The following is a 23,619-nucleotide window of genomic DNA, read 5'->3' on the forward strand; positions in this document are numbered from 1 at the left end:
ACGCTGATCGCCAGCGGCCGGCCGAGATCGAGGCCAATATAGTCCTGGTGCTGTCGGACGATCTGCGCGGCGTGAGCGATCGTCAGGCTTGATCGCGGCGATGATCTCCTCAAGGTCGCCCAGCCTGACAGCCACTTGAAAATCGGCGCTGCCTGAGCGGGTGAGATTGGGCCTTCTCAGGAGAATGGCTTTGTCGGTCCCGCCGCTGGATTGGTCAGCCAGCGTGGTCCCTCGGCGGTCATGTAGATATGGTCTTCCAACCGGATCCCGAATTTCCCGGGGAAGACGATCATCGGTTCATTGGAAAAACACATGCCGGCGGCAAGCGGCGCGTCGTTGCCGCGAACGATGTATGGCTCCTCGTGGATCTCGAGCCCGAGGCCATGACCGGCGCGATGCGGCAAACCCGGCAGGCGATAGTCGGGGCCTAGCGAGTGTTTGGCAAGCACCTTGCGGGCCGCATCGTCGAGGCTCGAGCAGGCGGCGCCGATCCGGGCTGCGTCGAAGACGGCCTGTTGCGCCTCGCGCTCGATCCACCAGGCGCGTTCGAACGCGCTGTTGCCGTCCTCCAGAATATAGGTCCTGGTGATATCGGAATGATAACCGTCGATCCGGCAGCCGGTATCGACGAGAACGACGTCGTCGCGACCAAGGACCTGATCGCCGTCGGCGCCATGCGGAAGCGAGGTCGCCGCGCCGAAGGAGACGATGCAGAACGTCGAGCCGGCATCGGCGCCGGCCTGGCGATGCTGTCGGTCGATGAATTCGACCACCTCGGATGATTTGATGCCCGGCTTCAAAAGCCCATGCACTTGCTTGTGGACGTCGAGCGTCAGGTCCATCGCATACTGAATGAGGGCAAGCTCTGCAGCCGATTTGATGCAACGCAGGTCGCGGATCAGCCGCCCGCCATCGGCAAGCCTTGCCGCGCCCATCTCCGCTGCCAATGCGTGATAGAAGAAAAGCGGCAAGCCATCGTCGAGGGCAAGTCTGCCGCGCTGGGCAACAAGGCGGGCGATGAGAGCGGCGCTGCTCTCCTCCTCTTCCCAGACCAGGATTTCCCCCGGCAGATGTGGCAGCGTTTCGACACGGCTGCGCTCGAACCCCGGAACGATGTAGGAAATGGTCGCGGGCATGACGAGCGCGCCGAGGAACCTTTCGCTCGGATGCCAGACGAGCCCGGTGAAGTAGTGGAGGCTTTCGGTCGGCCCAAGAAGCACGGCAGCCAATCCTTCGGCTTCGATCAGTTTCCGAAGCCCGGCGAGGCGGTTCTGCCGTTCGTCCTCAGTGATGCGGGGTACGGGGTGCTGCCACGACATGTTGTTTTCCTGCTTTTCCTGCGCTTCGAGATCGATGAAACCCTCGCCTTGCAGCCAGGATCTTGAACCGACACTAATGCCGCTGTAGGCAATATGTCGACATGAAAAGTGAGGAGATAGCCATGGCGGTCGAATACACCACACCGGGCATGCTGATGCGCGATCATATGGTCGACGTGCCCCTGGATTGGTCGAAGCCGGAGGGTGAGACGATCCGGATTTTTGCACGTGAAGTGTGCGATCCCGCCCGCCGTCGTGAAACACTGCCGTTGCTGGCTTTCCTTCAAGGCGGTCCTGGCGGAAAGTCGCCGCGGCCGAGCAACGGCGGGCCGCCATGGCTTGCCGAAGCCCTGAAGACGCACCGCGTTATCCTGATCGACCAGCGCGGCACCGGGCGCAGCAGCCGGATCGAAAGTGCGACGATGGAGCACTTTGCCGACGGCAGGGCCGCAGCCGACTATCTCAGCCTCTTTCGTGCCGACAGCATCGTTGCCGATTGCGAACATGTGAGGAAAACCGTCTTCGGCGGCGGGCGCTGGCAGACGCTTGGCCAGAGCTATGGCGGCTTCCTGACACTCACCTATCTCTCGAAGGCGCCGGAGGGACTTTCCGCCTGTTATGTCACCGGCGGCCTTGCCGGCCTTGGGGCGACGGCCGATGATGTCTATCGGCGCACCTACCCGCGCGTTACCGAAAAGAACGCCGCCTATTACCGCCGCTACCCCGGGGATGCCGAACGCATCGGCCGGATCGCCGACTATATCGAGACCAATGAGGTGCGGTTGCCCGATGGCGATCGCCTCTCCGTTCGCCGCTTTCAGACCATCGGCATCGATTTCGGCATGGCGCCGGGTTACGAGAACATCCATTGGCTGGTCGACGAGGCTTTCTCCGGTCCCAATGAAGAACGTCTCTCCGAGCGCTTCCTCGCGTCGGTGATGTCGCTGACCTCATATGACGACAATCCGCTCTTCGCCGTTTTGCAGGAAAGCATCTATGGCCAGGCCGGGACGCCGACTGCCTGGGCAGCCGAACGCATCCGCGCCGAGCATCCGGCCTTTGCGGGCGACCGGCGGCCGCTGCTGTTGACGGGGGAGATGATGTATCCCTGGATGTTCGAGGAAATTCGCTCGCTTAGGGCCTTCAGGGCAGGTGTCGAGGCGCTGGCAACGATTGAGCACTACGCCCCGCTCTATGCTCCGGCACGTCTCGCTGCAAACGAGGTGCCGGTCGCCGCGGTCATCTATCATGACGACATGTATGTCGATGCCGGGCTTTCGCTCGAAACAGCGCGCCACGTCGCCAATGTGCAGGCATGGGTGACCAACGAATTCGAGCATGACGGTGTTCGCCAGTCGGCGGCTGTCCTGCGCCGGCTGATGACCTTGGTCAGAGAGCAAGGCGGCCCCCTCGCCTCTTGAGGCTCGAGCGGTTCACTGCTCTCGTCGCGTCAGGACATGCTGATCGCCACCGGCCGGTCGAGGTCGCGGGCAATATATTCCTGGATCTGGCGGACGATCTGCCCGGCGTGGGCGATCGCCAGTTGGTCGGCCCGCTCGACGTCACCGGCCTCGATTGCGGCGATGATCTCCTCGTGTTCGTCGACATACTGGCGCGGCAGGCGGTCGTCGAATGTCGAGTAGTAAAGGCGCAGGATGCGGCGGCCCTCGTCGAGCAGCCTGGCGAAGAAGGCCGTGTAATAGGAATTGCCGGCTAGTTCAGCGATCGCGACGTGAAATTCGCGGTTGGCCTCGATCATCGCATAGGCATCGCGCGCGGCAACGGCATCGGCGAAGTCCTTCTGATGCCGGCGGATGGTCTTCATGATCTCGCCGTTTCGCCGTTGCGCCGCGCCGCGGGTCGTCACCCGGTACATCAGCGTCAGCGCTTCGAAATAGGTGGGCAAGCTTGCGAAATCGATCGTTGCGACGATCGTGTTCCTGTTCGGCAGCGTCGTGACGAGCCCATCGGCGGCGAGCCGCAACAGCGCCTCTCGAATGGGTGTCCGCGACATCCGGAAACGCTCCGACAGCCGCACTTCGTCGAGCGGACTGCCGGGTTCCAGCGCCATCGACAGGATTTCCTGCCTAAGCGTCACATAGACGCTCTGCGTGCCAGAGCCGCGCACCCGCACATTTTCCGCGTCGTTCCGCATTCGTCCGCCCTCTTTTGTTAGAGCCTTGTATTGCGTTTCGGCCGATTCTCGCAATGTCGGTCTTCGGGGTCTCAAATATGTAAGCTCACATCATTGAATCTTGTCGACAGTTTGTATATAAGGCAACCAGTTTCAACGAGGCTCGATCAATGACCACAGGATGGAAGGGCGTATTTCCCGCCGTAACGACACAGTTCAACGATGATCTTTCCGTTGATCTGCCCTCGACCCAGCGCGTCCAGGACGCGCTTGTAAACGATGGCGTCAACGGACTGATCGTCATGGGCACATGCGGCGAGAACAATTCGCTGGACCCCGAGGAGAAGCGCACGATCTTGAAAGCTGCCGTCGAGGTCGTCAACGGCCGCGTTCCCGTGGTGACGGGCGTGTCCGAATTCGACACGCGCCGTGCCGTCGCCTATGCTCGCGACGCCGAAAAACTCGGCGCCGACGGGCTGATGCTGCTGCCGGCCATGGTTTATGTGCCGAAGCCCGAAGAGCTGATCGCGCATTTCCGTACCGTCGCCGAAGCGACCTCGCTGCCGATCATGCTCTACAACAACCCGCCGGCCTACCGCGTCAACATCGGCGCCGATGTGCTGAAGGTGCTTGCCGATGTGCCAAACATCAAGGCGGTCAAGGAAAGCGCGCCGGATCCGCGCCGCTTCACCGATCTCATCAATGAATTCGGCGATCGTTTCGATATCTTCGCAGGTCTCGACGACGTGGCGCTTGAAGGCCTGATGCTCGGCGCCAAGGGCTGGGTCTCGGGCTTGACCAGCGCCTTCCCGCAGGAATCCGTACAACTCGTTGCCGCCGCCGAACGCGGCGACTGGGAAGAGGCCCGCAAGATCTATCGCTGGTTCATGCCGCTTCTGCACCTCGATGCCGAACACGACCTCGTGCAGTCGATCAAGCTTGCCGAGCAGATCATGGGCCGCGGCTCCGAGCGCGTTCGCATGCCGCGCCTGCCGCTTTCGGGCGCCCGACGCGCCGAAGTCACCGCGATGGTCGAGAAGGCCGCTGCCACGCGTCCTTCGAAGATCCGCCAGGCTGCCTGATCATCGAGGCCGGCGACCCTCGCGGTTGCCGGCCTTTCAGTGTTTGCGGTTCAGGCAAGCGCCAGCGACCGGCCGGTCGCCGGATCGAACAGATGCATCTGGTTCATGTTGAACGAGAGCGGCATCGTCGACATCGGCCTGGGCCCGCTCTCGGGATCGATGCAGGCGCAAAGACTTGCCTCGCCGATGCCGAAATAGACCATGGTCTCCGGCCCGAGTGGTTCCACAAGATCGATCTTAGCTTCGATGTCGGCATAACCAGGACGGGCCTGGCGGTCGGTGATCGATTCCGGCCTGATCCCGAACACGACTGATTTACCGGCATGGCTGGCATAGTCGCCGGCGCGCGCCTTCGGCACCGGAAGCTCGCTGCCGTCAGTCAGTTTGACGACGAGACCCTTGTCTCCTGATAGCAGCGTCGCCGACAGGAAATTCATCGACGGTGAGCCGATGAAGCCGGCGACGAACTGGCTGACGGGCCGATGATAGAGCGCCTGCGGCGGTCCCGCCTGTTCGATGATGCCACCATTCATCACCACGACACGATCCGCCATGGTCATCGCCTCGACCTGGTCGTGCGTGACGTAGACGGTCGTCGTCGGCAACAGCTGGTGCAGCCGCTTGATCTCCGTGCGCATCTGTACGCGAAGCTTGGCATCGAGGTTGGACAACGGCTCGTCGAAGAGAAAGACTTTCGGGTTCCGCACGATCGCGCGCCCCATCGCGACGCGCTGGCGCTGGCCGCCCGAAAGCTGGCCCGGGCGCCGGCCGAGCAGCTCGCTGATATGCAGGGTTTCCGCCGCCCTGATGATACGGGCGTCAATCTCGCTCTTGGCGAGCTTCTGCTGCTCCAGGCAGAACGAAATATTCTCCCGCACCGTCATGTGCGGATAGAGCGCGTAGTTCTGAAAGACCATGGCGATATCGCGTTTGCCCGGGCCAAGCCGGTTGACGACCTGGTCGCCGATCACGATCTCACCGCCGGTGATGTGTTCGAGACCCGCGATCATGCGCAATGTCGTCGATTTTCCGCATCCCGACGGACCCACGAAAACGACGAATTCATTGTCTTCGATGTCAAGGCTGATGCCGCGCACGGCCTCGTAGATGCCATAGGATTTGACGATGCTCTTGAGTTCCAGCCGTGCCATGGTTTTCTCCTAGACCTCGTGCAACCAGATCGCCATCGCTCCGGGCTCGCGATTGGCCCAGAGGTGATAGGGGATCGCGGTGAAAGGCCGCTCCTTCAGCGCGGGGCGCGCGGTGCGATAGAGCGCATTCTGCCAATCGGATATATCGGCTTCGAGCGCGGTGCCTTCGAGGACGGTCGCTCCGCCGAGAAGCGAGGCATCGTAACGGGCAGAAATTTCCTCAGATGCCGGCAGGCGGAGCCGCTGCGGCTCGCCGCCGAGGTCCGTCTCCTCGATGCAATAGACGACAGGCCCGCGCCGCAGCGCGACGCGCCCGCCGTCTTCGGAGACGGCAGGATGCGCGTAGATGCGCTCGACCGGCATCGAGAAGCCGATGCGCACCTCGTCACCATTGCGCCATTCCCTTGATATTGCGGCATAACCCTTCGTCACGCATTGATCGAGATCGACGGCAACGCCGTTGACCGAGATTTGCGCCTGCCTGCACCATCCGGGGATCCGAAGACGAAGCTGAAACCGGCTTGGCCGCTCGACGGCGAACCGCAGGCTGATGTCGCCATCCCAGGGATATTGCGTCTCCTGGATCAGGCGCACGAAGCTGTCGCCGACTGTCAGCTCGGCGGAATTGGTGCCGTAGAGATGGACGGCGAGCTGATGATCATCAGTCGAATAGAAATATTGGCCGAGCGACGTGATGAAACGGGCGATGTTTGTCGGGCAGCAGGGGCAGTAATGCCATTTCCACCGGCGGTGCTGCCCGTGGCTTTCAAGGACGTTCTCATAGAAATAACGCTCGCCGTCGCGCGAGATGCCGGAAAGCGCGCCATTGTAAAGCACCGTTTCCAGCCTGTCGGTGAACTTGCTGTCGAGATCGACCTGCGCCATGCGATGGCTCCAGAAGCCGAGCGCGACGGCCGCGCATGTCTCGGCGTAAGCCGTCTCGTTCGGCAGGTCGAATTCGCGGGTGAACCCTTCATTGGATGCCGACGGGCCAAGGCCACCGGTCACGTAGAGCTGGCGGCTGACCAGATTGTCGAAAAGCCGGTCGCAGGCCTCCTTCAATGTCGGATCGTCGTTCTCACGGGAGAGATCCGCCATCGCAGAAAACAGGTACATGGCGCGAACCGCGTGGCCGACGACCTGGTGCTGATCGCGCACCGGCAAATGGGCCTGACTATAGGCATATGTCTTGTAGACGTAATCCTCAGGGCTCTCGCCGCGCTTGCGAGCCTCCTCGTCGTAATATGAGGGCATTCGCCCACGTTCGTCGACGAAATAGGTCGCAAGCTTCAGATGCCGCGGATCGCCCGTCACCCGGTAGAGCTTGACCAGCGCCAACTCGATTTCCTCATGGGCGTCATAACCTCTGAGCTTTCCGGGTTCGGCACCGAAGGTTTCGATGATATGGTCGACTGCGCGGATCATCACATCGAGGAAGCGACGCTTTCCAGTCGCCTCGTAATAGGCGACGGCCCCCTCCAGCAGATGGCCCATCGAATACATCTCGTGCAGGTCGCGCAGATTGGTCCAACGCCTGTCCGGCTCGCGGCGAATGAACCAGCTGTTGAGGTAGCCATCTGCCATCTGCCCTTTCTCGAGTTTTTCGACGATAGCATCGATCTTCGTTTCGAGCGCCGCATTCGGGTGAGCCTTCAGCGTGTAACTTGCGGCCTCGATCCATTTGCCGAAATCCGAATCGAAGAAATGCTGCATCGACAGTCCGCTCGGCTGGATCGGGCGCACCAGCGGCCCGGCCGGCTTGTCAAAATCGAGCACCTCGAGGAAGCCCTCCTCTTCCAGCCGCTTGTGCTGTGTCGGGATGGTGACGTTGCGAACCGTCTCCGTCCAACTCTGCCAGAAACCGCCACGGAACACGACACTGGAATGGTCGGCGGGCCTGTATCGCTGCCGTCCCGCAGCGCGTGCCGGTTGAAAACGAGGTGAGCTGGTCATGAGGACTCCTGAGCGGGACGAGCGCTGTTACTTCACGGCGCCGGCCGTCAGGCCGCGCACGTAATATCGTTGCAAGAGAAGGAAAAGCAGGATGCAGGGGACCATGGTCACGGCTATGCCGGCCTGAAGCGCGCCCCAGTCGATGATGCCATAGATGCCCGATGAAACATTGACCAGCATGATCGGCAGCGTGAACTTGTTCTGGTCGGACAGAAAGATGAGGGCGGCAAGGAATTCATTCCAGGAGTTCAGGAAGGCGAACATGGCAACGGTGGCAACACCGGGAAGCGCGATCGGCAGCATGATCCGGCGCAGGATCGTAGCCTGCGACGCACCGTCTATCCGCGCCGCCTCGATCAGCGCCTTTGGCACCGCGTCGAAGGCGTTGCGCATCATGAAGACGGAAAAGGGTAGCTGGAACGTCACGTAGATCAGCACCAGCCCGAGAAGGCTGTTTTGCAGGTGGAGGAATTTCAGGATCAGGAAAAGCGGCGTCAGGATCGACTGAAAGGGGATCATCATCGTTGCCATGATCAGCACGAAGAGCAGCGACTGGCCGGGAAAGCGGAACTTCGAAAAACCGTATCCCGCCGGCACCGCGACGAGCACCGTCAGGATCACCGTTCCGGCGGCGATCAGCACCGAATTGCCGGCATAGACGTACCAGCCGGCGCCGACATGCTCGAGGCGACGGTAGTTTTCGAGCGAGAAGGCTTTCGAGAAAAGCGCTGCCGGATCGGCAAGTGCTGCGGCCGCGGGCTTGAAGGAATTGGCGAAAGACCAGACGATCGGCATCACGAAGAAGACGGCAAAGACGCATGCCGTCAGAACGAAAGCGAGATAACCGAGCCGCTCGCTCGCCGGCTTCCCTGCGAGATTGTGGTTGAGCCGTTCCATCAACCCTCCTCCGGCCGCTGGCGCAGCAGGACGAACTGGATGGCGCTGATCGCCACCAGGACGATGAGCAGGGCAAAGGAGATCGCCGAGCCATAACCGAGACGGTAGGATGAGAACGACGCGAGATAGATCGAGAAGACCGCCGAGATCGTGCTGTTCTCGGGGCCGCCCTGGGTGATGATGAAGAACTGGTCGAAGGCCAGCATCGACGAGGTGACGTTGAGGACAAGCGCCAGCACCACCGAGTTCCTCATCAAAGGCAGCGTGATCCGGCGAAACCGGCTCCAGACGCTGGCGCCGTCGATCCTGGCGGCTTCGATGACGTCGTTCGATATGCTCTGAAGGCCGGTCAGGAGGATGATCATCGTGAAGCCCGCTGTTTTCCAGACGACCATCAGGATGACGACGCCGAGGGCTGGCCAGAAACTTTCGAGCGGCCTCGGGGCGCTGTCGATGATGCCCGCGCCGCGCAGCAGCTGCGCAAAGACGCCGCTATCGGGATTGAGCAGCCACATCCACAATGTCGAGGCTGCCCCGAAGCCGATGACGACGGGCATGAAATAGATCGTGCGGAAAAAGCCGGCGATCCGCAGCGGCCGGTCGACGAGCAGCGCCAGAGGAAAGGCCACCAGGAAGATCGCAACCGTAACCAGCACAGTGTAGAGCAGCGTGAAACCCAGGGAATGCCAAAGCTGGGTATCGCCGATCAGTTCGGCATAGTTGGACAAGCCGATGAACTTCGTCCGGCCGAGAAGCGGCCAGTTGTAGAAGCTCATCCAGACCGTCATGACAAGCGGCACGAGGAAAAGCACGACGATGAACAGCAAGCCCGGCAGGATGAAGGCAAGACCAAGCCAACCCTTTGGCTCGGCTTCTCCGGTCGCGATTGCGCGCCTTCGGCTGCGAAGTGTCGAGGATACCACCGCAACTCCTCCTTCCGCTTGAATGTCGAGATGTGAAATGAACGTCAGGGCATCCACGGACACCCTGACGAAACGCGTTGGCTTAGTTCGGATTGGTACGTTCAAGGATACGGGTGAAGTCGGCCTGCGTCTTGGCAATCGTTCCGTCGACGTCGTCACCGAAGATCGTGCCCTGGATCAGGTTGAGGAAGGGCCCGGTGCGGCTGACGAAGAGTTCATCGGACGAAAAAGTGTAGGGCGTGCGCGCCTTGGCGAGGATATCGTAGGCAACGAGATTGCGCGGGTCGAACTTCGCATAGGCTTCCGCTGCGAGGTCGGTGCGCGACGGCATCCCCGATTCCTGGGTGATATAGACCTGCTGCTCGGGCTGCATGTAGAAATTGACGAAGTCGAGCGCGACCTTCTTCTTCTCTTCACTGATGCCCTTGATGAGGGACAGCGTGTCGCCGCCGGCAAAGCTCGATGCGCCACCCTTCGGCCCCGGGATCGGCGCAACGGCGAATTTCACGTCGGGATATTTGCTGGTCAGCAGATTGACGATGTAGGAGCCGGTCATCAGGATGCCGACCTTGCCCGAGGCGAAGGCTTCGACGGCATTGTTGCCGTTGCCGGAACGCGAGGTCGGGTGGATCGCACCGGCCTTCCACATATCGCGATAGGCAGCGATGGTCTCACGCAGCGCCGGCGTATCGACCGTGGCGCTGCGGCCGTCATCGCTCAGCACATCGGCATTGGCGGCCCACAGATGCGGCAGGAAGTCGTAGATCAGCCAGCTTCCCGAATTTGCCACGAAATAGAAGCCGTAGGTCTCGTTGCCGAGCGCGGCGATCGTCTTGGCATCGGCGGCGACCTCCTCCATCGATGCCGGCGCCTTGTTGGGGTCGAGGCCGGCCTTGGTGAACAGATCGGTGTTATAGGCGATAATCGAGGCATCCGGCAGGGCCGGCACGCCATAGATCTTGCCGTCATAGGTGGCAAGACGGATGTGCGACGGGCTCATCGCGGAGGAATAGGGCAAGCCCTTCACGAAGTCGGAGATATCCTCGAGACCATCCGCCGCGGCAAAGGTCGGGAGATAGATCAGGTCGAGCACGGCGCCATCAGGAGCCGCGCTGCCGGCAATCGCCGCACCGAGCTTCGGCACCATCTGCTCCGCCGTGATCTGGGTGACATTGACCTTGTCGGAATGTGCGGCATTGTATTTGTCTGCCAGTCCCTGAAGGACGGCGCCGGACGACGTGCGCACCCATAGGGTGATTTCTTCGGCGCCGGCGAGAGAAGAGCTTGCCAGCAGCGCAAGAGCAGTGATCGTTGTTTTCAGTCGAAGCATGCTTGTTCCCCTTTTTCTCGTTCAGGCCCAAGGCCGTCGGACGAAATGGACGTTAGATCAGAAATTTTTTGGTGTCGACAGTCTGTGTGCATAAATCTGATGTCGGTTTGATAAAACCTTTTAACAGCACCTTTTTTTTCTGCTAAAAGCTTTTATCATGAACCGATGACGAGGCGGAATTTGAAGAATAGCGGCGATCGGAGACGGACGATTTACGACGTGGCGAAGGCTGCAGGCGTTAGCATTTCGACGGCGTCGAACGCGCTGAACGACACCGGCCGGACGAAGCCCGAGACACGCGAGCGGGTCCGGCGTGTGGCGGAAGAAATCGGATTTCGGCCCAACGCACTCGCCCGTGGGTTGCTGAGCAAGCGAAGCCATGCGATCGGCATGCTGACCAACGACACCTATGGCAGACTGACGCTGCCGATGGCGGCCGGGGTATCGGAGGTGCTCGTCGATCACGGCGTTTCCGTCTTCCTTTGCGCCACGAACAATGATCCAAGGCTCGCCCAGCTGCACCTGGAGGCGCTTCTTGACCGGCAGGTCGACGGCATCATATTCACCGCGACCCGCCTCGACCTCAAGCCGCCGGTCCAGCTGTCCCGCTTGCCGATACCCGTCGTCTACGTCTTTGCCGAGGGGCCGGCCGACAGCGTCACTTTCTTCCCTGATGACGAACAGGGCGCCCGCCTCGCCGTCGACCACCTGAAAGAGCTCGGTCGATCGCGGATCCTGCACATCACCGGGCCGCGGGATTATCTCGCCGCTCGCATCCGCGCCCAATCCTATCTTGATGCCTGCGGCGACGGTGCCGAAGCGATGTTCGGCGAGTGGTCGGAGGAATGGGGTCACGAAGCCGTCCAGACGGTGTTTGCCCGGCCCGGCCCAAAGCCCGACGCCATCTTCTGCGGCAGTGACGAGATCGCCCGCGGAGTCATCGACGCGCTGCGCGACCTCAATGTGGAGATTCCCACGGATGTCGCCGTGGTCGGGTTCGACAATTGGGAGGTCGTCGCACGGCAAACGCGCCCGCCGCTCAGCACCATAGACATGGAGTTGAAGGAACTGGGCCATCGCGCCGGCCTGGCAATCCTCAGCCTCTCCAAGGGTGAACCGGTCCCTGCCGGCATCACCAGATTGCCGTGTCGCCTGGTCGTGCGGCAGTCTTGCGGCAGTCCCCCTCAATCCGACTGAAAACGAAGGCAAGCAACACCGGCAAGCCGGCCGTGGTCGCTATTATCTGTCCGTGGAATTGCCGGAACGGGCCAGGCTGTTTCGGCTGACCAGCGACGGTATCTGGAAAATATGCTCGGAAGCGGTGCGGCCTTCTATTCTGGAAATGAGGGCCCGGGTTGCGACCTGACCGAGTTCCCTGCCCGACTGATCGATGCTTGCGAGATTGACGAGGCCGAGTGCTGCGGTCGGCGAATTGTCGTATCCGATGACGGCGAGATCTTCGGGGACGCGCACGCCCATCTCCATAGCCAGGCTGAGAAGGGTGATCGCGTCGAGATCGCTCCAGCAGAATACGGCGCGCGGCCTGTCCTTCCTCGATAGGAATTTTCGCATCGCCTCTTCCCGCTTCGGCGAGGCAATCGGAATTTTGCCGATCGCTGGCGAGGAGCCGAGCCCGCCACGCTGCATCGCCCGGCGAAACCCGATCTCACGCTGGCGGACGACGGAGACCGCGTGCCCCTGGCGCTCGCCAAGGCTCAGCATTTCGATGTCGCGATAGCCGCAGGCAAGAAGCGCTTCCACCGCGATCTCCGCGCCGCGCTGATCGTCGGCATTGACGGTATCGAAGGCCGTAGCGCTGGCATCGTGGTAACCGACGGCGACGATCGGTATCTGGACTGCGAACTTTGCGAGGATGTCCGAGGGCAAACGCGGCGCAACGAGGATCAGGCCATCCATCTTGTAGTCGATCATCGACTCGATCAACGACGTCTCCAGCTGCACGCGCGCATCGCTGACCCCGATCATCGCCTGATAGTGCGAAGGCGCCAGCACCCCGTTCACGCCGGCAATCACCTCCGGAAGGAAAGGATTGCGGATATCGATCAGGAGCACGCCGATGGTGAAACTCCGGCCACGCAGCCCTCGTGCTGCCCGCGAGGGGCGATATGCGAGTGTTTCGATGGAATCAGTCACCCTTGCGCGCAGTGCATCACTGACGCCATAGGCGTTTCGCATCACCTTGGAAACTGCTGCGACCGATACGCCGGCGTGAGTTGCCACGGTCCGGATCGTTACGCGATCATTCCGTTGCGGCTTTTGTTTTTCTTCGATTGACATGAAATCTCTGGCTTGCTGCGGGTCGTCAACATCGCCCGCACAACCACCATGGCAGACTGGTAACGAAAATTCTATTGCGCTTCCGAAGAAAATGTAGAACGTTATATGGAGAACGTTCTACAACTCGTCGGGAGGACTTGATGAACTTTCAGCCGGCAGCCATCAGCGGCAACCTCGTTTCGCGTACCTGGTCCGGGGATATGATCGCGCCGCTATCGGATGGCGGTCAGGGAACGGCGGCAAGCTTCGTTTCTCAAACTTTCGAGCATGATGGCCCGGGGCTCCCCGTCGATCTCTTCATCTCCGCACTTGGCCTCTATCGCTGCTTCATCAACGGCGTTCGCGTCGGCGGTGACTTGCTGACACCCGGCTGGACGAACTACGACGATCGCCTTGCTTACCAGCGGTATGATGTCTCGAACCTGCTCAAGCCGGGCCTCAACCGCATCGAGATCTGGCTTGCCGACGGATGGTACCGATCGCCCTTGATGTGGGGCGCCCAGGCGATCCCGAATTGCTGGGGTGACAGGATCGGCGCCATTGCGGATCTGATCGGAGCTGATGGCGCCCTTCTTTCCACCGACACCACATGGCGAAGCGGTGTTTTGCCGATTCTGAAGTCGGGGATCTATTTCGGCGAAATCTATGATGCCCGGCAGGAAAGCTACTTGGAGAGCCACGGCACCGAGAGACTGCCGTTCGACAGGGCATTGCTCGTCGCGCATGAAACTGCTGCGGTGCGCGAGCTGCGGCCACTCGCCGCGGTCGAAAACTGGATCGACGATGAGGGCAGGACGATCTTTGATTTCGGCCAGAATGCCGGCGGCTACATCAGATATACCGTCCGGGGCACTGCCGGCGCCGAAGTCCGGGTGGAGCATTCGGAAGTTCTCGGTCCCGACCGTCATTTCGACAATCGCAACTATCGCACGGCTGCCGCGCACACCGTCTATACGCTACGGGGAGACGGCGACGAGACCTACGCGCCGCATTTCACCTTCCACGGCTTCCGTTATGCCAGGGTGACGATTACGGGCGATGCGAAGATCCTCGCAATCGCGTCCATCCCGATCTCGTCTGTGGCCGAGCCCGCCGGCGGTTTCACCTCGGGCAATGCGCTGGTCAATCGTCTGGTCGAAAATACCATCTGGTCGCAGCGCGCCAATTTCGTCGAAGTGCCGACCGATTGCCCGCAGCGCGACGAACGCCTCGGCTGGACGGGCGACGCCCAGGTCTTTGCCGCAACCGCATGCTGGCTGAGCGACAGCCAATCCTTCCTGAGAAAGTATCTGCGGGATGTGATGGCCGATCAGCGCGAGGATGGCGCCGTCTCACATTTTTCGCCGGATCCGACGCGTCTGCATCCGACCAATTTCCCGGGCTATGCCGGCTCGACCGGCTGGGGCGACGCGATCGTCGTCATCCCCTGGGTGCTCTACACCCATTACGGCGACCGGGCCGTTCTGGCGGAGTGCCTGGATTCCATGGTGCGCTGGGTCGATTTTGTCTGGTCGATCTCGGATGGTCCCCTGGTTCGCCCGCCGTCGCATTGGGGCGCCCGAGGCTTCACCTTCGGCGACTGGCTGCAGCCGGTCGGCGACAATCGAAAGCCTCGCCCGACGATCGCCGACGACTGCGCGGCGACGCTCTATCACTTCATCTCGACCGACCTTCTGGCAAGGATCGCAGCCACTCTCGGCGAGCATGCCCTTGAAGAGAAGATGAAACAGCGCGCAAACGAGATCCGGCTGACATTTTCCAACGAGTTCATCACGCCGGCGGGACGGCTCGCGCACAACGACCAGACATCCTACGCCTTGGCCTTCCTTCACGACCTGATACCGGCAGAGCACAGGCAAGCCGCGCAGCAGCATTTCCGGCAGGTGATCATTGATGCCGACTACAAGATCGGCACCGGCTTCATCGGAACGCCGGCCCTGTTGCCGGCGCTGACAAAGCTCGGCATGGACGATCTTGCCGAAAAGGTCTTCCTGCAGGAGGATGTGCCGGGGTGGCTCTACCAGGTGTCGAAAGGGGCGACGACGATCTGGGAGCGCTGGGATTCCATGGCGCCTGACGGCACGATCTACGAACCCGACATGAACAGCTATAACCACTATGCCTATGGCGCGGTCTGCCAATGGCTATTCGAAAGCGTCGCCGGAATTTCGCCGAGCCCGAGCGCACCCGGATTTGCCGAGGTGATCGTCGATCCAGCGCCGATTCCTTCGCTTTCGCCGGTATCGGCCCATCATGATATCAGCCAGGGACGCATCGAGGCCGGCTGGCAGTGCGACGGCAACAAGGTCACCTATGTGCTGACACTTCCGGAAGGTTGCATCGGCCGGTTCCGGCCCGGAAAACGGCATCAAAACCCGTCGCTCAACGGAGAGCCCATCGTCGAGGAAGCCGTTATTCACCCCGGGACGCACCGACTGGCCTTTTCTCTACCCACTTCCTGAGGAGCATAAACGTCACACCGTTCAGAGGAGGAACGTCATGACACATCGGATTAAACTCATTCTTGCGGGCGCGTCCGCGCTTTTGGCATTGGTTGCGGCCGGCCCGTCGCATGCAGAAACCACGCTGTCATTCCTGATCGACAACAATCCGGACACGGTCGCTGCCGCCGAGGCGCTGGTTGCCGCCTATCAGACAAAGGTGCCCGACGTGACGATCGAAATCGAGCCACGGGCCGGTGGCGGCGAGGGTGACAACATCATCAAGACGCGCCTAGCGACCGGCGAGATGTCCGATGTGTTTCTCTATAATTCCGGCTCGCTGCTCCAGGCGCTGAAACCCGCGCAGACGCTTGTCGATCTGAGCGGTCTTGCGTCGCAGGCGAAGGTGGACGAAGGCTTCAAGTCGGTCGTCCGCGCCGACGGCAAGCTCTACGGTGTTCCCTTCGGCACGGCGATGGCGGGCGGCATCCTCTACAACAGGAAAATCTACCAGGACCTCGGCCTGTCAGTCCCGAAGACATGGGCGGACTTCATGGCGAACAACGCAAAGGTCAAGGCATCAGGCAAGGTCGCCGTGGCGCAGACCTATCGCGATACCTGGACCTCGCAGTTATTCGTTCTGGCGGACTATTACAACCTGCATGCCGCCGTGCCGAACTTCGCCGCCGACTACACTGCCAACAAGGCGAAATACGCAGAGACGCCGGCGGCCATGAAAGGCTTCGAACGGCTGAAGGACGTTCACGACGCTGGCCTGATGAACGAGGATTTCGGCGCAGCAAGCTATGACGATGGCCTCAGAATGGTGGCAACGGGCGAGGCAGCGCACTATCCAATGCTGAGCTTCGCAATCGGCGCGCTCAAGCAGAATTATCCCGACAACCTCGCAGATGTCGGTTTCTTCGCGCAGCCGAGCGACGACGCGGCGACGAATGGCCTGACGGTCTGGATGCCGCCCGCCCTCTACATTCCCCTTACCAGTCAGCACGCAGAGGAAGCGCAGAAATTCGTGGATTTCGCAGGAAGCGTCGAAGGCTGCAAGATCATGGTGGAAACCAACACCGTGCAAGGGCCTCCCTTGATCGACGGCTGCGGTCTGCCTGCCGACGTGCCGCCTGCGGTGAAGGACATGCTTCCCTATTTCGAGGCCAAGGACAAGACGACCCCGGCGCTGGAATTTGTTTCGCCGGTCAAGGGGCCGGCTCTCGAGCAGATCACCGTCGAAGTCGGCTCCGGTATTCGCCAGCCAGCCGACGCGGCAAAACTCTATGACGACGATGTGCGCAAACAGGCCAAGCAACTCGGCCTGCCGAACTGGTAGCGGTCTTTCGGGTCAATTAACCTCGCTCCCGATGGAGCGAGGTTCCACCCGATCGAAGAGGTAGTCATGACCGAGACACGCCCCCGCTCGCGCAAATCGCCCTACCCGCTGTGGTTTTTCATTCCGGCCGCAATCATCTACGGCGTGCTGTTTCTGGTTCCCACGGTATCCTCCCTCTGGTTCAGCCTCACGCGCTGGGATCTTTCGACCGCCGAATTCATCGGGCTCGAAAATTTTCAGCAGTTCTTTTCCGAACCCTTCCTGGTCAAGGGACTGGTCAACACGCTGATCTATGCCGTGACCACATCCGGCCTGAAGACGGTCTGCGGGCTGCTGCTCGCCGTGCTGTTGACCAGCAATATTTTCGCCCGCGGCTTCCTGCGCACGCTGGTCTTCTTTCCCGTCCTGGTCTCGACGATCGGCATCGGCATCACCTTCACGGTGATGATGCATCCAACCAGAGGCATCATCAATGTCACGCTCGAAACGCTCGGCATTCCCGGGCCGGGATGGCTGACCAATCCGGCACTCGCCCTCTTTTCGGTTGCCCTCGTCGATCTCTGGAAGGGTGTCGGCCTCGCCACCCTGATCTTCATCGCCGGTCTTGCTGCGATCAGCCCCGATTATTATGAGGCGGCGAGAATCGACGGCGCCACCCGTCTCCAGCAATTTTTTCGGATCACCCTGCCGCTCGTGCGTCCCGCCACCATCACCGTGGTGACATTGTCGCTGATCGGCGGGCTTCGATCCTTTGACCTGATATGGGCGATGACCCGCGGCGGGCCTGGTTTCTCCTCGGATGTGATCGCCTCAGTCATCTACAAACAGTATCAGGCGGGCTTCTACGGTCTGTCGACCGCTGGAAACGTCATCCTGTTTGCGCTGATTGCCGTGATCATCCTGCCACTCACCCTTTGGTTCAACCGGCGTGGGGTCGAAGAATGAGAAGCACCCGCCCTTACGTGACCGGCGCGATAGCCCTTGCCGTCGCGGCCGTCATCTTCGTGATGCCTTTCATTTTCGTCGCTCTCCAGGCGGTCAAATCGAAATCCGAGGCATCTCGCCTTAATTTCGAATTGCCTGCGCAGTGGCTGTTCTGGGATAATCTGGTCGCCGTTTTCAAGGCACGCGACTACCAGCTCATGCTCGCCTATTTCAACTCCACCCTGATCACCGTCGCCTCCGTCACGATCCTGATCCTGCTGTCGGCGATGGTCGGCTATGTGATGCAGCGTCGCAGGACCGTCTGGAACAGGGTGGCCTCCATTGCTCTTTTCATGGGCCTGATGATGCCGCCGGCCGTCGTGCCCACCATCGGCCTCTTGCAGGAGATCGGTCTCTTCAAGACCATGACCGGGATGATCCTGATCCAGGTCGCCTATAATCTTTCTTTCTCGACCTTGCTCTACCGGTCGTTCATCTCGACCATACCACGCGACCTCGACGAGGCGGCGCTGATCGATGGCGCCAAGCCCCGGCAGATCTTCTTCAGAGTGATCCTGCCGCTGCTGAAGCCGGTGACCGTCACCAACATCGTCGTCCAGTCGATTGCGATCTTCAACGATTTCACCAACCCGCTCTACTACCTTCCCGGCAAGGAGAACGTGACGGTGCAGCTGACGCTCTATAACTTCCAGAGCATGTACACGAGCCAGTACAATCTCCTGTTCATGAACATCCTCCTGGTAACGATCCCACCGCTGATCGTCTTCATCTTCTTCAACCGGCAGATCGTCGCGGGCATGACGGCCGGCGCAGTCAAAGGGTAGCAGAATGGCTGAGCTCACTCTCAAGCAGGTTCGCAAGAGCTTTGGCGCCCTCGAAGTCATCAAGGGAATCGATCTGGAGGTCGCCTCCGGCGAGTTCGTGGTTTTCGTCGGCCCGTCTGGATGCGGAAAATCGACGTTGCTGCGGATCATCGCCGGCCTGGAGGAGACGACATCAGGCACGCTGACCATCGGCGGCAAGGAGGTGACCTATGCCGAACCCTCCGAGCGCGGCATTGCCATGGTGTTCCAGAGCTACGCGCTCTACCCACATATGACCGTTGCCGAGAATATCGGCTTCGGGCTTTCGCTCGCCCGCCGCCCAAAGGCGGAAATCGCCGCCAAGGTCGCGGCGACAGCTGAAACGCTGCAGCTCACCCAGCTGCTGGAGAGAAAGCCGAAAGCACTCTCCGGCGGCCAGAGGCAGCGCGTCGCCATCGGCCGCGCGATCATCCGCGATCCCAAGGTCTTCCTGTTCGATGAGCCACTCTCCAATCTCGACGCTTCGCTCAGAGCCCAGATGCGCCTTGAGATCGCCGATCTGCACGCCCGCCTGAAATCGACGATGATCTATGTCACCCACGACCAAGTCGAAGCCATGACGATGGCGGATAAGATCGTTGTCCTGAAGGGCGGCGCGGTCGAGCAGATCGGCAGTCCGATGGAGCTCTACCGCAATCCCGCAACACCCTTCGTCGCCGGGTTCATCGGCAGCCCGAAAATGAACCTCTATGGCGGCGAGATAGCACGGCGAATGAACTGCGCGACCTACGGCATTCGCCCTGAGCATATCAGGCTTTCGGAACGTGCCGGGCAATGGCAGGGCAGGATCCGGCATCTCGAGCGGCTTGGCGCCGACGCTATCCTCTACCTGGACGTTCCCGAACTCGGCGAGATGGTGGTGCGCGCCGAAGGCGAGACGCCGTTTGCATCTGGAATGACAGTCTGGGCAAATCCGGTCGAAGGAGCGGAACATCGGTTCTGAGGATGGCAAGCGCGCCACCGTCTCGGCGCTCGATTCTGCCGACGCACGGCGTTTGCGACACCGCTATCTTCACGCCAACCTTGGAATCCTGCAATCAATGATTAATATGCAGTCATTGATGTATGGAGATAGCGATGGCAAGCATGACGATCCGCAATCTCGATGACGGTCTGAAGCAGCGGTTGCGCATGAGGGCAGCAACGCATGGCCGCTCCATGGAGGACGAAGCACGGGATATCCTGCGCATGGCGCTTGCGACGAGCGAACCGCCGGCGCGCAATCTCGCGGATGCGATCCGGGCACGTCTGCTCTCGGTTGGCGGCGTCGAACTCGACATCCCGCCCCGCGAGCCGATCCGTGATCCCCCGGACATCTCCGCGTGATCATTCTCGATACCAACGTCATCTCAGAGCTGCTGACGCCCGCCCCGAATGTGGCGGTGATCGGTTGGTTCGCCGCACAACATCCTACATCGATCTTCACGACAGCAGTCACCGGCTGAGATCCTCTACGGACTGCGTCTCCTTCCCGAGGGACGTCGTCGACGCGATCTTGAGGCGGCGATCTTGTTGGTATTTAGCGAGGATATTGGCGGTCGTGTTCTGCCATTTGATCGCGACGCTTCAAATGTCTATGCCACTATCGTCACCGACCGCCGCAAGGCGGGTCGACCGTTCAGTCAATTCGATGCTCAGATTGCTGCCATCGCAATTTCACGCGGCGCTTCACTCGCGACACGCAATGTCTCGGATTTTGCGGGAATGGACCTCAAGATCGTCAATCCGTGGAAAGACAGATAAAGGCGCGGAACGCCAGCGCATCCTACAGGATCTGCTTCTATTGCGAAAGTCTCCGCATTTTTGTTTACTCGATAACGTGCCGGCCGTCTCGTCGACACGAGGCTCAGCTGGACAGTCAGAAACGCGGATCGTCATTTTCCGCACCGAGGATCATTCTGGCCGCAGGACTTTGGAACGGCCGCCCTGCTGGCCGATTTCCTGCCGTTTGACGAGCACGGGCTGCGTCTGTTCAACAGCCCCACGCTGGCCGTCCCTCTGCTCTGCCTCCCACGTTTGTTGCGTTCCCCGACGCCGAGGCACAGCCTTGCGCAGCTTGGCTTATCTCTGCGCTACGGCAGCGGCGCATCCGATTACGTGACGGAGGGATCTATGAGGTTGGTACTGTGCCGGCGCAGAGCTTCGTCAACAGGATGCCGCTCGGTCTAAAAGCCGGGCGCGCGACGTTCGAGTTTATCGGCGGCAGTCTCCTCGTCGCAACGATCTATTATCCCGGCGATCAAAGCCACAGCTACATCCGTCGCGATGAAACGGCAAGAAAGGGTCTGACCGTCCGCGGCGGCTTCGCAGAGGGATTTGGCCTTCGCGCCGAGGCTTTGAAAAAAATGCTGCGCCGTGAATGGAAACGGTTGGGACTGATACAGCTCCCGGGCACATCGCTGGCGGAGCCTGGCATCGATGCACATTTCGCCGGCACTCTGCCTATGGGCGCAGCCGGCCCGTTCGGTACTTCTTCGGATGGCGACATGAATCTTCATCCCGGTCTTTACGTCGTCGATGGTTCAATTCTTCCCGATCTTTCCTCGAAATACGTCACGATGACGATCATGGCCAATGCCGACCGCATCGCTCACCGTCTCGCCGAGACGGAAGCAAACTCGGCGCTCTGATGTCCGCTGCCGCTTTCAAGCCCTTAATTGGGGCAATGCATCGCCGGCCAATGATAAAAGCGGCTGATAATCTCCTTCTGAAAGCACTGAAAAATCAACAAGGCCGAGCGTGGCGCGCATGGCGGAGAGCGACGGCTCCTTGATCGCGGCGCCAAGCGCATTTCGCAGGAGAAGGACTCTGTCGTCCGACGCATCGCCTGAGGTGATAAAAGGCAGACCCGGACCTTTGGGCGTTTCGGCGATGATGCGGACCGCTTGGATATGGCCGGGATCGAAGCGCCGAATATTTGCATAGGTCACGCAATCGATGGCCGCACTGTCGGCCCTGCCTTCGACAACGGCGGCGATGCTGCCGCCGTGGCTGCCGGTTTCGATAATCCGGCCGAAAAAGTGGCCGTCGCGGGCAAGCGGAGCGACCGCTGCGCGAAAGAAATTGCTGCCGGAATTGCTGTCAGGGCCGTTGATCGCCGCCGTGGTGCCGCGCAAGTCCTCCAGCGAATGAAGGGCAGAATCCTTGGCGACGATGATGAAGCTGCGCATCAGCGGGCCGTCGCAGCCGGGATGGTGATATATCGGCGTCGCCACCAGGCGGACCCTGCCCCGCAGGCTCTTTGCAAAGGGATAGCCGCATGCCTGCGAGAGAAGAAGATCCGGCCTCAGCCAAGCTTCATTGTAGCGAACCGCCTGATCGAGCTTTTCGGGCAGGTCCTTGAGGCCGGCTTCCAAAAGATAGTGCCGGAGGAACGACCATAACTCAGCGGTCGCCTCCGCGACCGGCTGGGATGTAGCATACATGGCGATGCTGACGAGAGGCATTCTGGTCTTTCCTTGCGAGGCGCAAGCATCGACTAGATCAAGCAATGCCGCCGAGGCATACATATTTGAGCTCGGTATATTCGTCCAACCCGTGCCTTGACCCTTCGCGGCCGAGACCTGACATTTTCACACCGCCGAATGGAGCCTCGGCTGTGGAGACAAGACCGGTATTGACGCCGACCATCCCATATTCGAGCGCTTCGGCCACACGAAATACCCGCGACAGATCGCGGGCGTAAAAATACGAAGCAAGCCCGAACTCGGTGTCGTTCGCCTGTTCGATGACGTCCTCTTCGTCGCGGAAACGAAAAAGCGGTGCAAGCGGCCCGAAGGTTTCCTCGCGAGCGACCTGCATGCCGGCAGCGACATCGCGCAGGATTGTCGGCTCGAAGAAATGGCCGCCAAGCGCGTGGCGTTTGCCGCCTAAGACGATCCCGGCACCCTTTGTAACGGCATCGCTGATATGGCTTTCAACCTTGGCGACGGCGTTGTCGTCGATCAGCGGGCCAAGCACGACGTCACGGTCGAGACCGTTGCCGACCTTCAGGCCCGAAACCGCCGCGGCGAGTTTGGCGGCAAACGCCTCATAGACGCCGTCCTGAACATAAAGCCGATTGGCGCAGACGCAGGTCTGACCGTTGTTGCGGAACTTGGCGATGAGCGCGCCTTCGACGGCAGCGTCGAGATCAGCATCGTCGAACACAATGAAGGGCGCATTGCCGCCAAGTTCGAGGCCGAGCTTTTTGATCGTCGGCGCGCATTGCCGGTAAAGCAGTTCGCCCGTCCGGGTGGAGCCCGTGAATGTCAAAACCCGAACGTCACGGCTTGCCGTCAGCACTCCGCCAATTGCCGCTGCGTCACCCGTGACGATGTTGAGAAGCCCCGGCGGCAGGCCGGCACGCTCACCGAGAACGGCGATGGCAATGGCAGAGAATGGCGTCTGCAGCGCCGGCTTGAGCACGACGGCACAGCCGGCGGCAAGCGCAGGGCCAATCTTGCGGGTGATCATCGCATTCGGAAAGTTCCAGGGCGTGATTGCCGCCACTACGCCTGCGGGCTGGCGCAGGACGAGGATCCGCTTGTCCGGCTGATGTCCCGGTACGACCTCGCCGTTGATGCGCCTCGCCTCTTCGGCGAACCATTCGATGAAGCTCGCACCATAGGTGATCTCCCCTTTGGCCTCGGCCAGCGGTTTTCCCTGCTCCAGCGTCAGGATCATCGCCAGATCGTCGCGGTTTTCGATCATCAGCCGATGCCATGCCTTGAGAACGGCGGCGCGCTCCCCGGCAGTCTTCTTCGCCCAAAGCTTCTGGGCGATGACCGCGGCGCGGATGGCATCTTCCGTTTCCGCCGCACCGAGATCGGGGACCACCCCCAGCGGCTCGCCTGTGGCTGGATTGCGGACCGTCGCCGCCTTGCGGCCTTCCGCTTCGATCCAGCGATCGGCGATGGGGCATGCCTGGCGGAACAGCGAGGGATCATTGAGCTTCATATG

Annotated in this window: 20 protein-coding genes and 1 pseudogene; 11 read left to right on the top strand and 10 right to left on the bottom strand. The window is 60.9% G+C overall.

The window, feature by feature from the left end:
• Positions 1-176: 176 nt before the first annotated feature.
• Entirely contained in the window at positions 177-1,319 is a 1,143-nt protein-coding gene (locus ACM5SV_RS19745; RefSeq protein ID WP_012760753.1) for a M24 family metallopeptidase, read from the bottom strand.
• Positions 1,320-1,441: 122 nt separating this feature from the next.
• Between ACM5SV_RS19745 and ACM5SV_RS19750 the strand changes: the two genes are divergently transcribed.
• Positions 1,442-2,740 (top strand): alpha/beta fold hydrolase, encoded by a 1,299-nt coding sequence (locus ACM5SV_RS19750; RefSeq protein ID WP_221973997.1) that lies wholly within the window; start codon positions 1,442-1,444, stop codon positions 2,738-2,740.
• A gap of 29 nt (positions 2,741-2,769) precedes the next feature.
• Here the strand turns inward: ACM5SV_RS19750 and ACM5SV_RS19755 are convergent, their stop codons facing one another.
• Entirely contained in the window at positions 2,770-3,474 is a 705-nt protein-coding gene (locus tag ACM5SV_RS19755) for a GntR family transcriptional regulator (RefSeq protein WP_003555614.1), read from the bottom strand.
• 149 nt (positions 3,475-3,623) lie between these two features.
• On the opposite strand from ACM5SV_RS19755, the gene ACM5SV_RS19760 reads away from it, so the two are divergent.
• Complete coding sequence (locus ACM5SV_RS19760; RefSeq protein WP_012760756.1) at positions 3,624-4,535, top strand: dihydrodipicolinate synthase family protein; 912 nt, start codon at positions 3,624-3,626, stop codon at positions 4,533-4,535.
• Between the two features lie 50 nt (positions 4,536-4,585).
• Here ACM5SV_RS19760 and ACM5SV_RS19765 read toward each other — a convergent pair whose 3' ends face one another.
• The 5 genes from ACM5SV_RS19765 to ACM5SV_RS19785 all read right to left on the bottom strand — a co-directional run bounded on the left by ACM5SV_RS19765 (position 4,586) and on the right by ACM5SV_RS19785 (position 10,789).
• Positions 4,586-5,686 (bottom strand): ABC transporter ATP-binding protein, encoded by a 1,101-nt coding sequence (locus tag ACM5SV_RS19765; RefSeq protein ID WP_003555616.1) that lies wholly within the window; start codon positions 5,684-5,686, stop codon positions 4,586-4,588.
• Between the two features lie 9 nt (positions 5,687-5,695).
• Complete coding sequence (locus ACM5SV_RS19770) at positions 5,696-7,639, bottom strand: glycoside hydrolase family 127 protein (RefSeq protein ID WP_128438970.1); 1,944 nt, start codon at positions 7,637-7,639, stop codon at positions 5,696-5,698.
• A 27-nt stretch (positions 7,640-7,666) separates the two neighbouring features.
• On the bottom strand, positions 7,667-8,536 hold the full coding sequence (locus ACM5SV_RS19775) for a carbohydrate ABC transporter permease (protein ID WP_128438971.1): 870 nt from the start codon (positions 8,534-8,536) through the stop codon (positions 7,667-7,669).
• A complete protein-coding gene (locus tag ACM5SV_RS19780) occupies positions 8,536-9,459 on the bottom strand; it encodes a carbohydrate ABC transporter permease (RefSeq protein ID WP_003555620.1) in 924 nt (307 codons plus the stop codon). The genes ACM5SV_RS19775 and ACM5SV_RS19780 overlap by 1 nt, the downstream gene beginning before the upstream one ends.
• 82 nt (positions 9,460-9,541) lie before the next feature.
• Complete coding sequence (locus ACM5SV_RS19785) at positions 9,542-10,789, bottom strand: ABC transporter substrate-binding protein (RefSeq protein WP_222015335.1); 1,248 nt, start codon at positions 10,787-10,789, stop codon at positions 9,542-9,544.
• Between the two features lie 180 nt (positions 10,790-10,969).
• Here ACM5SV_RS19785 and ACM5SV_RS19790 point away from each other — a divergent pair, with 180 nt between their 5' ends.
• The gene (locus ACM5SV_RS19790) at positions 10,970-11,986 is read left to right on the top strand and encodes a LacI family DNA-binding transcriptional regulator (protein WP_003555622.1); all 1,017 of its coding nucleotides are present in this window, start codon (positions 10,970-10,972) and stop codon (positions 11,984-11,986) included.
• 42 nt (positions 11,987-12,028) lie between these two features.
• On the opposite strand, the gene ACM5SV_RS19795 is transcribed toward ACM5SV_RS19790, so the two are convergent.
• Positions 12,029-13,087, bottom strand: coding sequence for a LacI family DNA-binding transcriptional regulator (locus tag ACM5SV_RS19795; RefSeq protein ID WP_012760762.1), 1,059 nt, complete (start codon positions 13,085-13,087; stop codon positions 12,029-12,031).
• Between the two features lie 140 nt (positions 13,088-13,227).
• On the opposite strand from ACM5SV_RS19795, the gene ACM5SV_RS19800 reads away from it, so the two are divergent.
• The 8 genes and pseudogenes from ACM5SV_RS19800 to ACM5SV_RS19835 all read left to right on the top strand — a co-directional run bounded on the left by ACM5SV_RS19800 (position 13,228) and on the right by ACM5SV_RS19835 (position 21,308).
• Positions 13,228-15,549 carry a family 78 glycoside hydrolase catalytic domain gene (locus ACM5SV_RS19800; RefSeq protein ID WP_419425355.1) on the top strand — a complete coding sequence of 774 codons (2,322 nt, stop codon included), beginning with the start codon at positions 13,228-13,230 and terminating at the stop codon, positions 15,547-15,549.
• Between the two features lie 37 nt (positions 15,550-15,586).
• Complete coding sequence (locus ACM5SV_RS19805) at positions 15,587-16,870, top strand: ABC transporter substrate-binding protein (protein WP_017997684.1); 1,284 nt, start codon at positions 15,587-15,589, stop codon at positions 16,868-16,870.
• Between the two features lie 66 nt (positions 16,871-16,936).
• Complete coding sequence (locus ACM5SV_RS19810) at positions 16,937-17,815, top strand: carbohydrate ABC transporter permease (protein WP_024322573.1); 879 nt, start codon at positions 16,937-16,939, stop codon at positions 17,813-17,815.
• Positions 17,812-18,639: a carbohydrate ABC transporter permease gene (locus ACM5SV_RS19815; protein WP_024322574.1), complete on the top strand. Its 828-nt coding sequence runs from the start codon at positions 17,812-17,814 to the stop codon at positions 18,637-18,639. Before ACM5SV_RS19810 ends, ACM5SV_RS19815 begins: the two co-directional genes overlap by 4 nt.
• Before the next feature lie 4 nt (positions 18,640-18,643).
• Positions 18,644-19,621, top strand: coding sequence for an ABC transporter ATP-binding protein (locus tag ACM5SV_RS19820; RefSeq protein ID WP_222015319.1), 978 nt, complete (start codon positions 18,644-18,646; stop codon positions 19,619-19,621).
• Positions 19,622-19,755: 134 nt separating this feature from the next.
• Positions 19,756-20,004, top strand: a complete 249-nt coding sequence (locus ACM5SV_RS19825; protein WP_012760767.1) for a FitA-like ribbon-helix-helix domain-containing protein — start codon at positions 19,756-19,758, stop codon at positions 20,002-20,004.
• Positions 20,001-20,421: pseudogene (locus tag ACM5SV_RS19830) on the top strand (type II toxin-antitoxin system VapC family toxin). The gene ACM5SV_RS19825 and the pseudogene ACM5SV_RS19830 overlap by 4 nt, the downstream one beginning before the upstream one ends.
• A 383-nt stretch (positions 20,422-20,804) precedes the next feature.
• Positions 20,805-21,308 (top strand): GMC oxidoreductase, encoded by a 504-nt coding sequence (locus tag ACM5SV_RS19835; RefSeq protein WP_012760769.1) that lies wholly within the window; start codon positions 20,805-20,807, stop codon positions 21,306-21,308.
• 15 nt (positions 21,309-21,323) lie between these two features.
• On the opposite strand, the gene ACM5SV_RS19840 is transcribed toward ACM5SV_RS19835, so the two are convergent.
• A complete protein-coding gene (locus ACM5SV_RS19840) occupies positions 21,324-22,124 on the bottom strand; it encodes a phosphate/phosphite/phosphonate ABC transporter substrate-binding protein (RefSeq protein ID WP_222015317.1) in 801 nt (266 codons plus the stop codon).
• 37 nt (positions 22,125-22,161) lie between these two features.
• A complete protein-coding gene (locus ACM5SV_RS19845; RefSeq protein ID WP_221973992.1) occupies positions 22,162-23,616 on the bottom strand; it encodes an NAD-dependent succinate-semialdehyde dehydrogenase in 1,455 nt (484 codons plus the stop codon).
• Between the last annotated feature and the right edge of the window lie 3 nt (positions 23,617-23,619).

The sequence above is a fragment of the Rhizobium sp. CRRU65 genome, from assembly GCF_048551595.1.
Taxonomy (GTDB): domain Bacteria; phylum Pseudomonadota; class Alphaproteobacteria; order Rhizobiales; family Rhizobiaceae; genus Rhizobium; species Rhizobium leguminosarum_J.

Excerpts from the sequence above, each read along its gene's own strand:
- ACM5SV_RS19775 (WP_128438971.1), bottom strand. The coding sequence starts at position 8,536 with ATGGAACGGCTCAACCACAATCTCGCAGGGAAGCCGGCGAGCGAGCGG.
- ACM5SV_RS19760 (WP_012760756.1), top strand. The coding sequence starts at position 3,624 with ATGACCACAGGATGGAAGGGCGTATTTCCCGCCGTAACGACACAGTTC.
- ACM5SV_RS19815 (WP_024322574.1), top strand. The coding sequence starts at position 17,812 with ATGAGAAGCACCCGCCCTTACGTGACCGGCGCGATAGCCCTTGCCGTC.
- ACM5SV_RS19755 (WP_003555614.1), bottom strand. The coding sequence starts at position 3,474 with ATGCGGAACGACGCGGAAAATGTGCGGGTGCGCGGCTCTGGCACGCAG.
- ACM5SV_RS19745 (WP_012760753.1), bottom strand. The coding sequence starts at position 1,319 with ATGTCGTGGCAGCACCCCGTACCCCGCATCACTGAGGACGAACGGCAG.
- ACM5SV_RS19785 (WP_222015335.1), bottom strand. The coding sequence starts at position 10,789 with ATGCTTCGACTGAAAACAACGATCACTGCTCTTGCGCTGCTGGCAAGC.
- ACM5SV_RS19810 (WP_024322573.1), top strand. The coding sequence starts at position 16,937 with ATGACCGAGACACGCCCCCGCTCGCGCAAATCGCCCTACCCGCTGTGG.
- ACM5SV_RS19840 (WP_222015317.1), bottom strand. The coding sequence starts at position 22,124 with ATGCCTCTCGTCAGCATCGCCATGTATGCTACATCCCAGCCGGTCGCG.
- ACM5SV_RS19770 (WP_128438970.1), bottom strand. The coding sequence starts at position 7,639 with ATGACCAGCTCACCTCGTTTTCAACCGGCACGCGCTGCGGGACGGCAG.
- ACM5SV_RS19765 (WP_003555616.1), bottom strand. The coding sequence starts at position 5,686 with ATGGCACGGCTGGAACTCAAGAGCATCGTCAAATCCTATGGCATCTAC.
- ACM5SV_RS19800 (WP_419425355.1), top strand. The coding sequence starts at position 13,228 with ATGAACTTTCAGCCGGCAGCCATCAGCGGCAACCTCGTTTCGCGTACC.
- ACM5SV_RS19750 (WP_221973997.1), top strand. The coding sequence starts at position 1,442 with ATGGCGGTCGAATACACCACACCGGGCATGCTGATGCGCGATCATATG.
- ACM5SV_RS19805 (WP_017997684.1), top strand. The coding sequence starts at position 15,587 with ATGACACATCGGATTAAACTCATTCTTGCGGGCGCGTCCGCGCTTTTG.
- ACM5SV_RS19845 (WP_221973992.1), bottom strand. The coding sequence starts at position 23,616 with ATGAAGCTCAATGATCCCTCGCTGTTCCGCCAGGCATGCCCCATCGCC.
- ACM5SV_RS19820 (WP_222015319.1), top strand. The coding sequence starts at position 18,644 with ATGGCTGAGCTCACTCTCAAGCAGGTTCGCAAGAGCTTTGGCGCCCTC.
- ACM5SV_RS19795 (WP_012760762.1), bottom strand. The coding sequence starts at position 13,087 with ATGTCAATCGAAGAAAAACAAAAGCCGCAACGGAATGATCGCGTAACG.
- ACM5SV_RS19825 (WP_012760767.1), top strand. The coding sequence starts at position 19,756 with ATGGCAAGCATGACGATCCGCAATCTCGATGACGGTCTGAAGCAGCGG.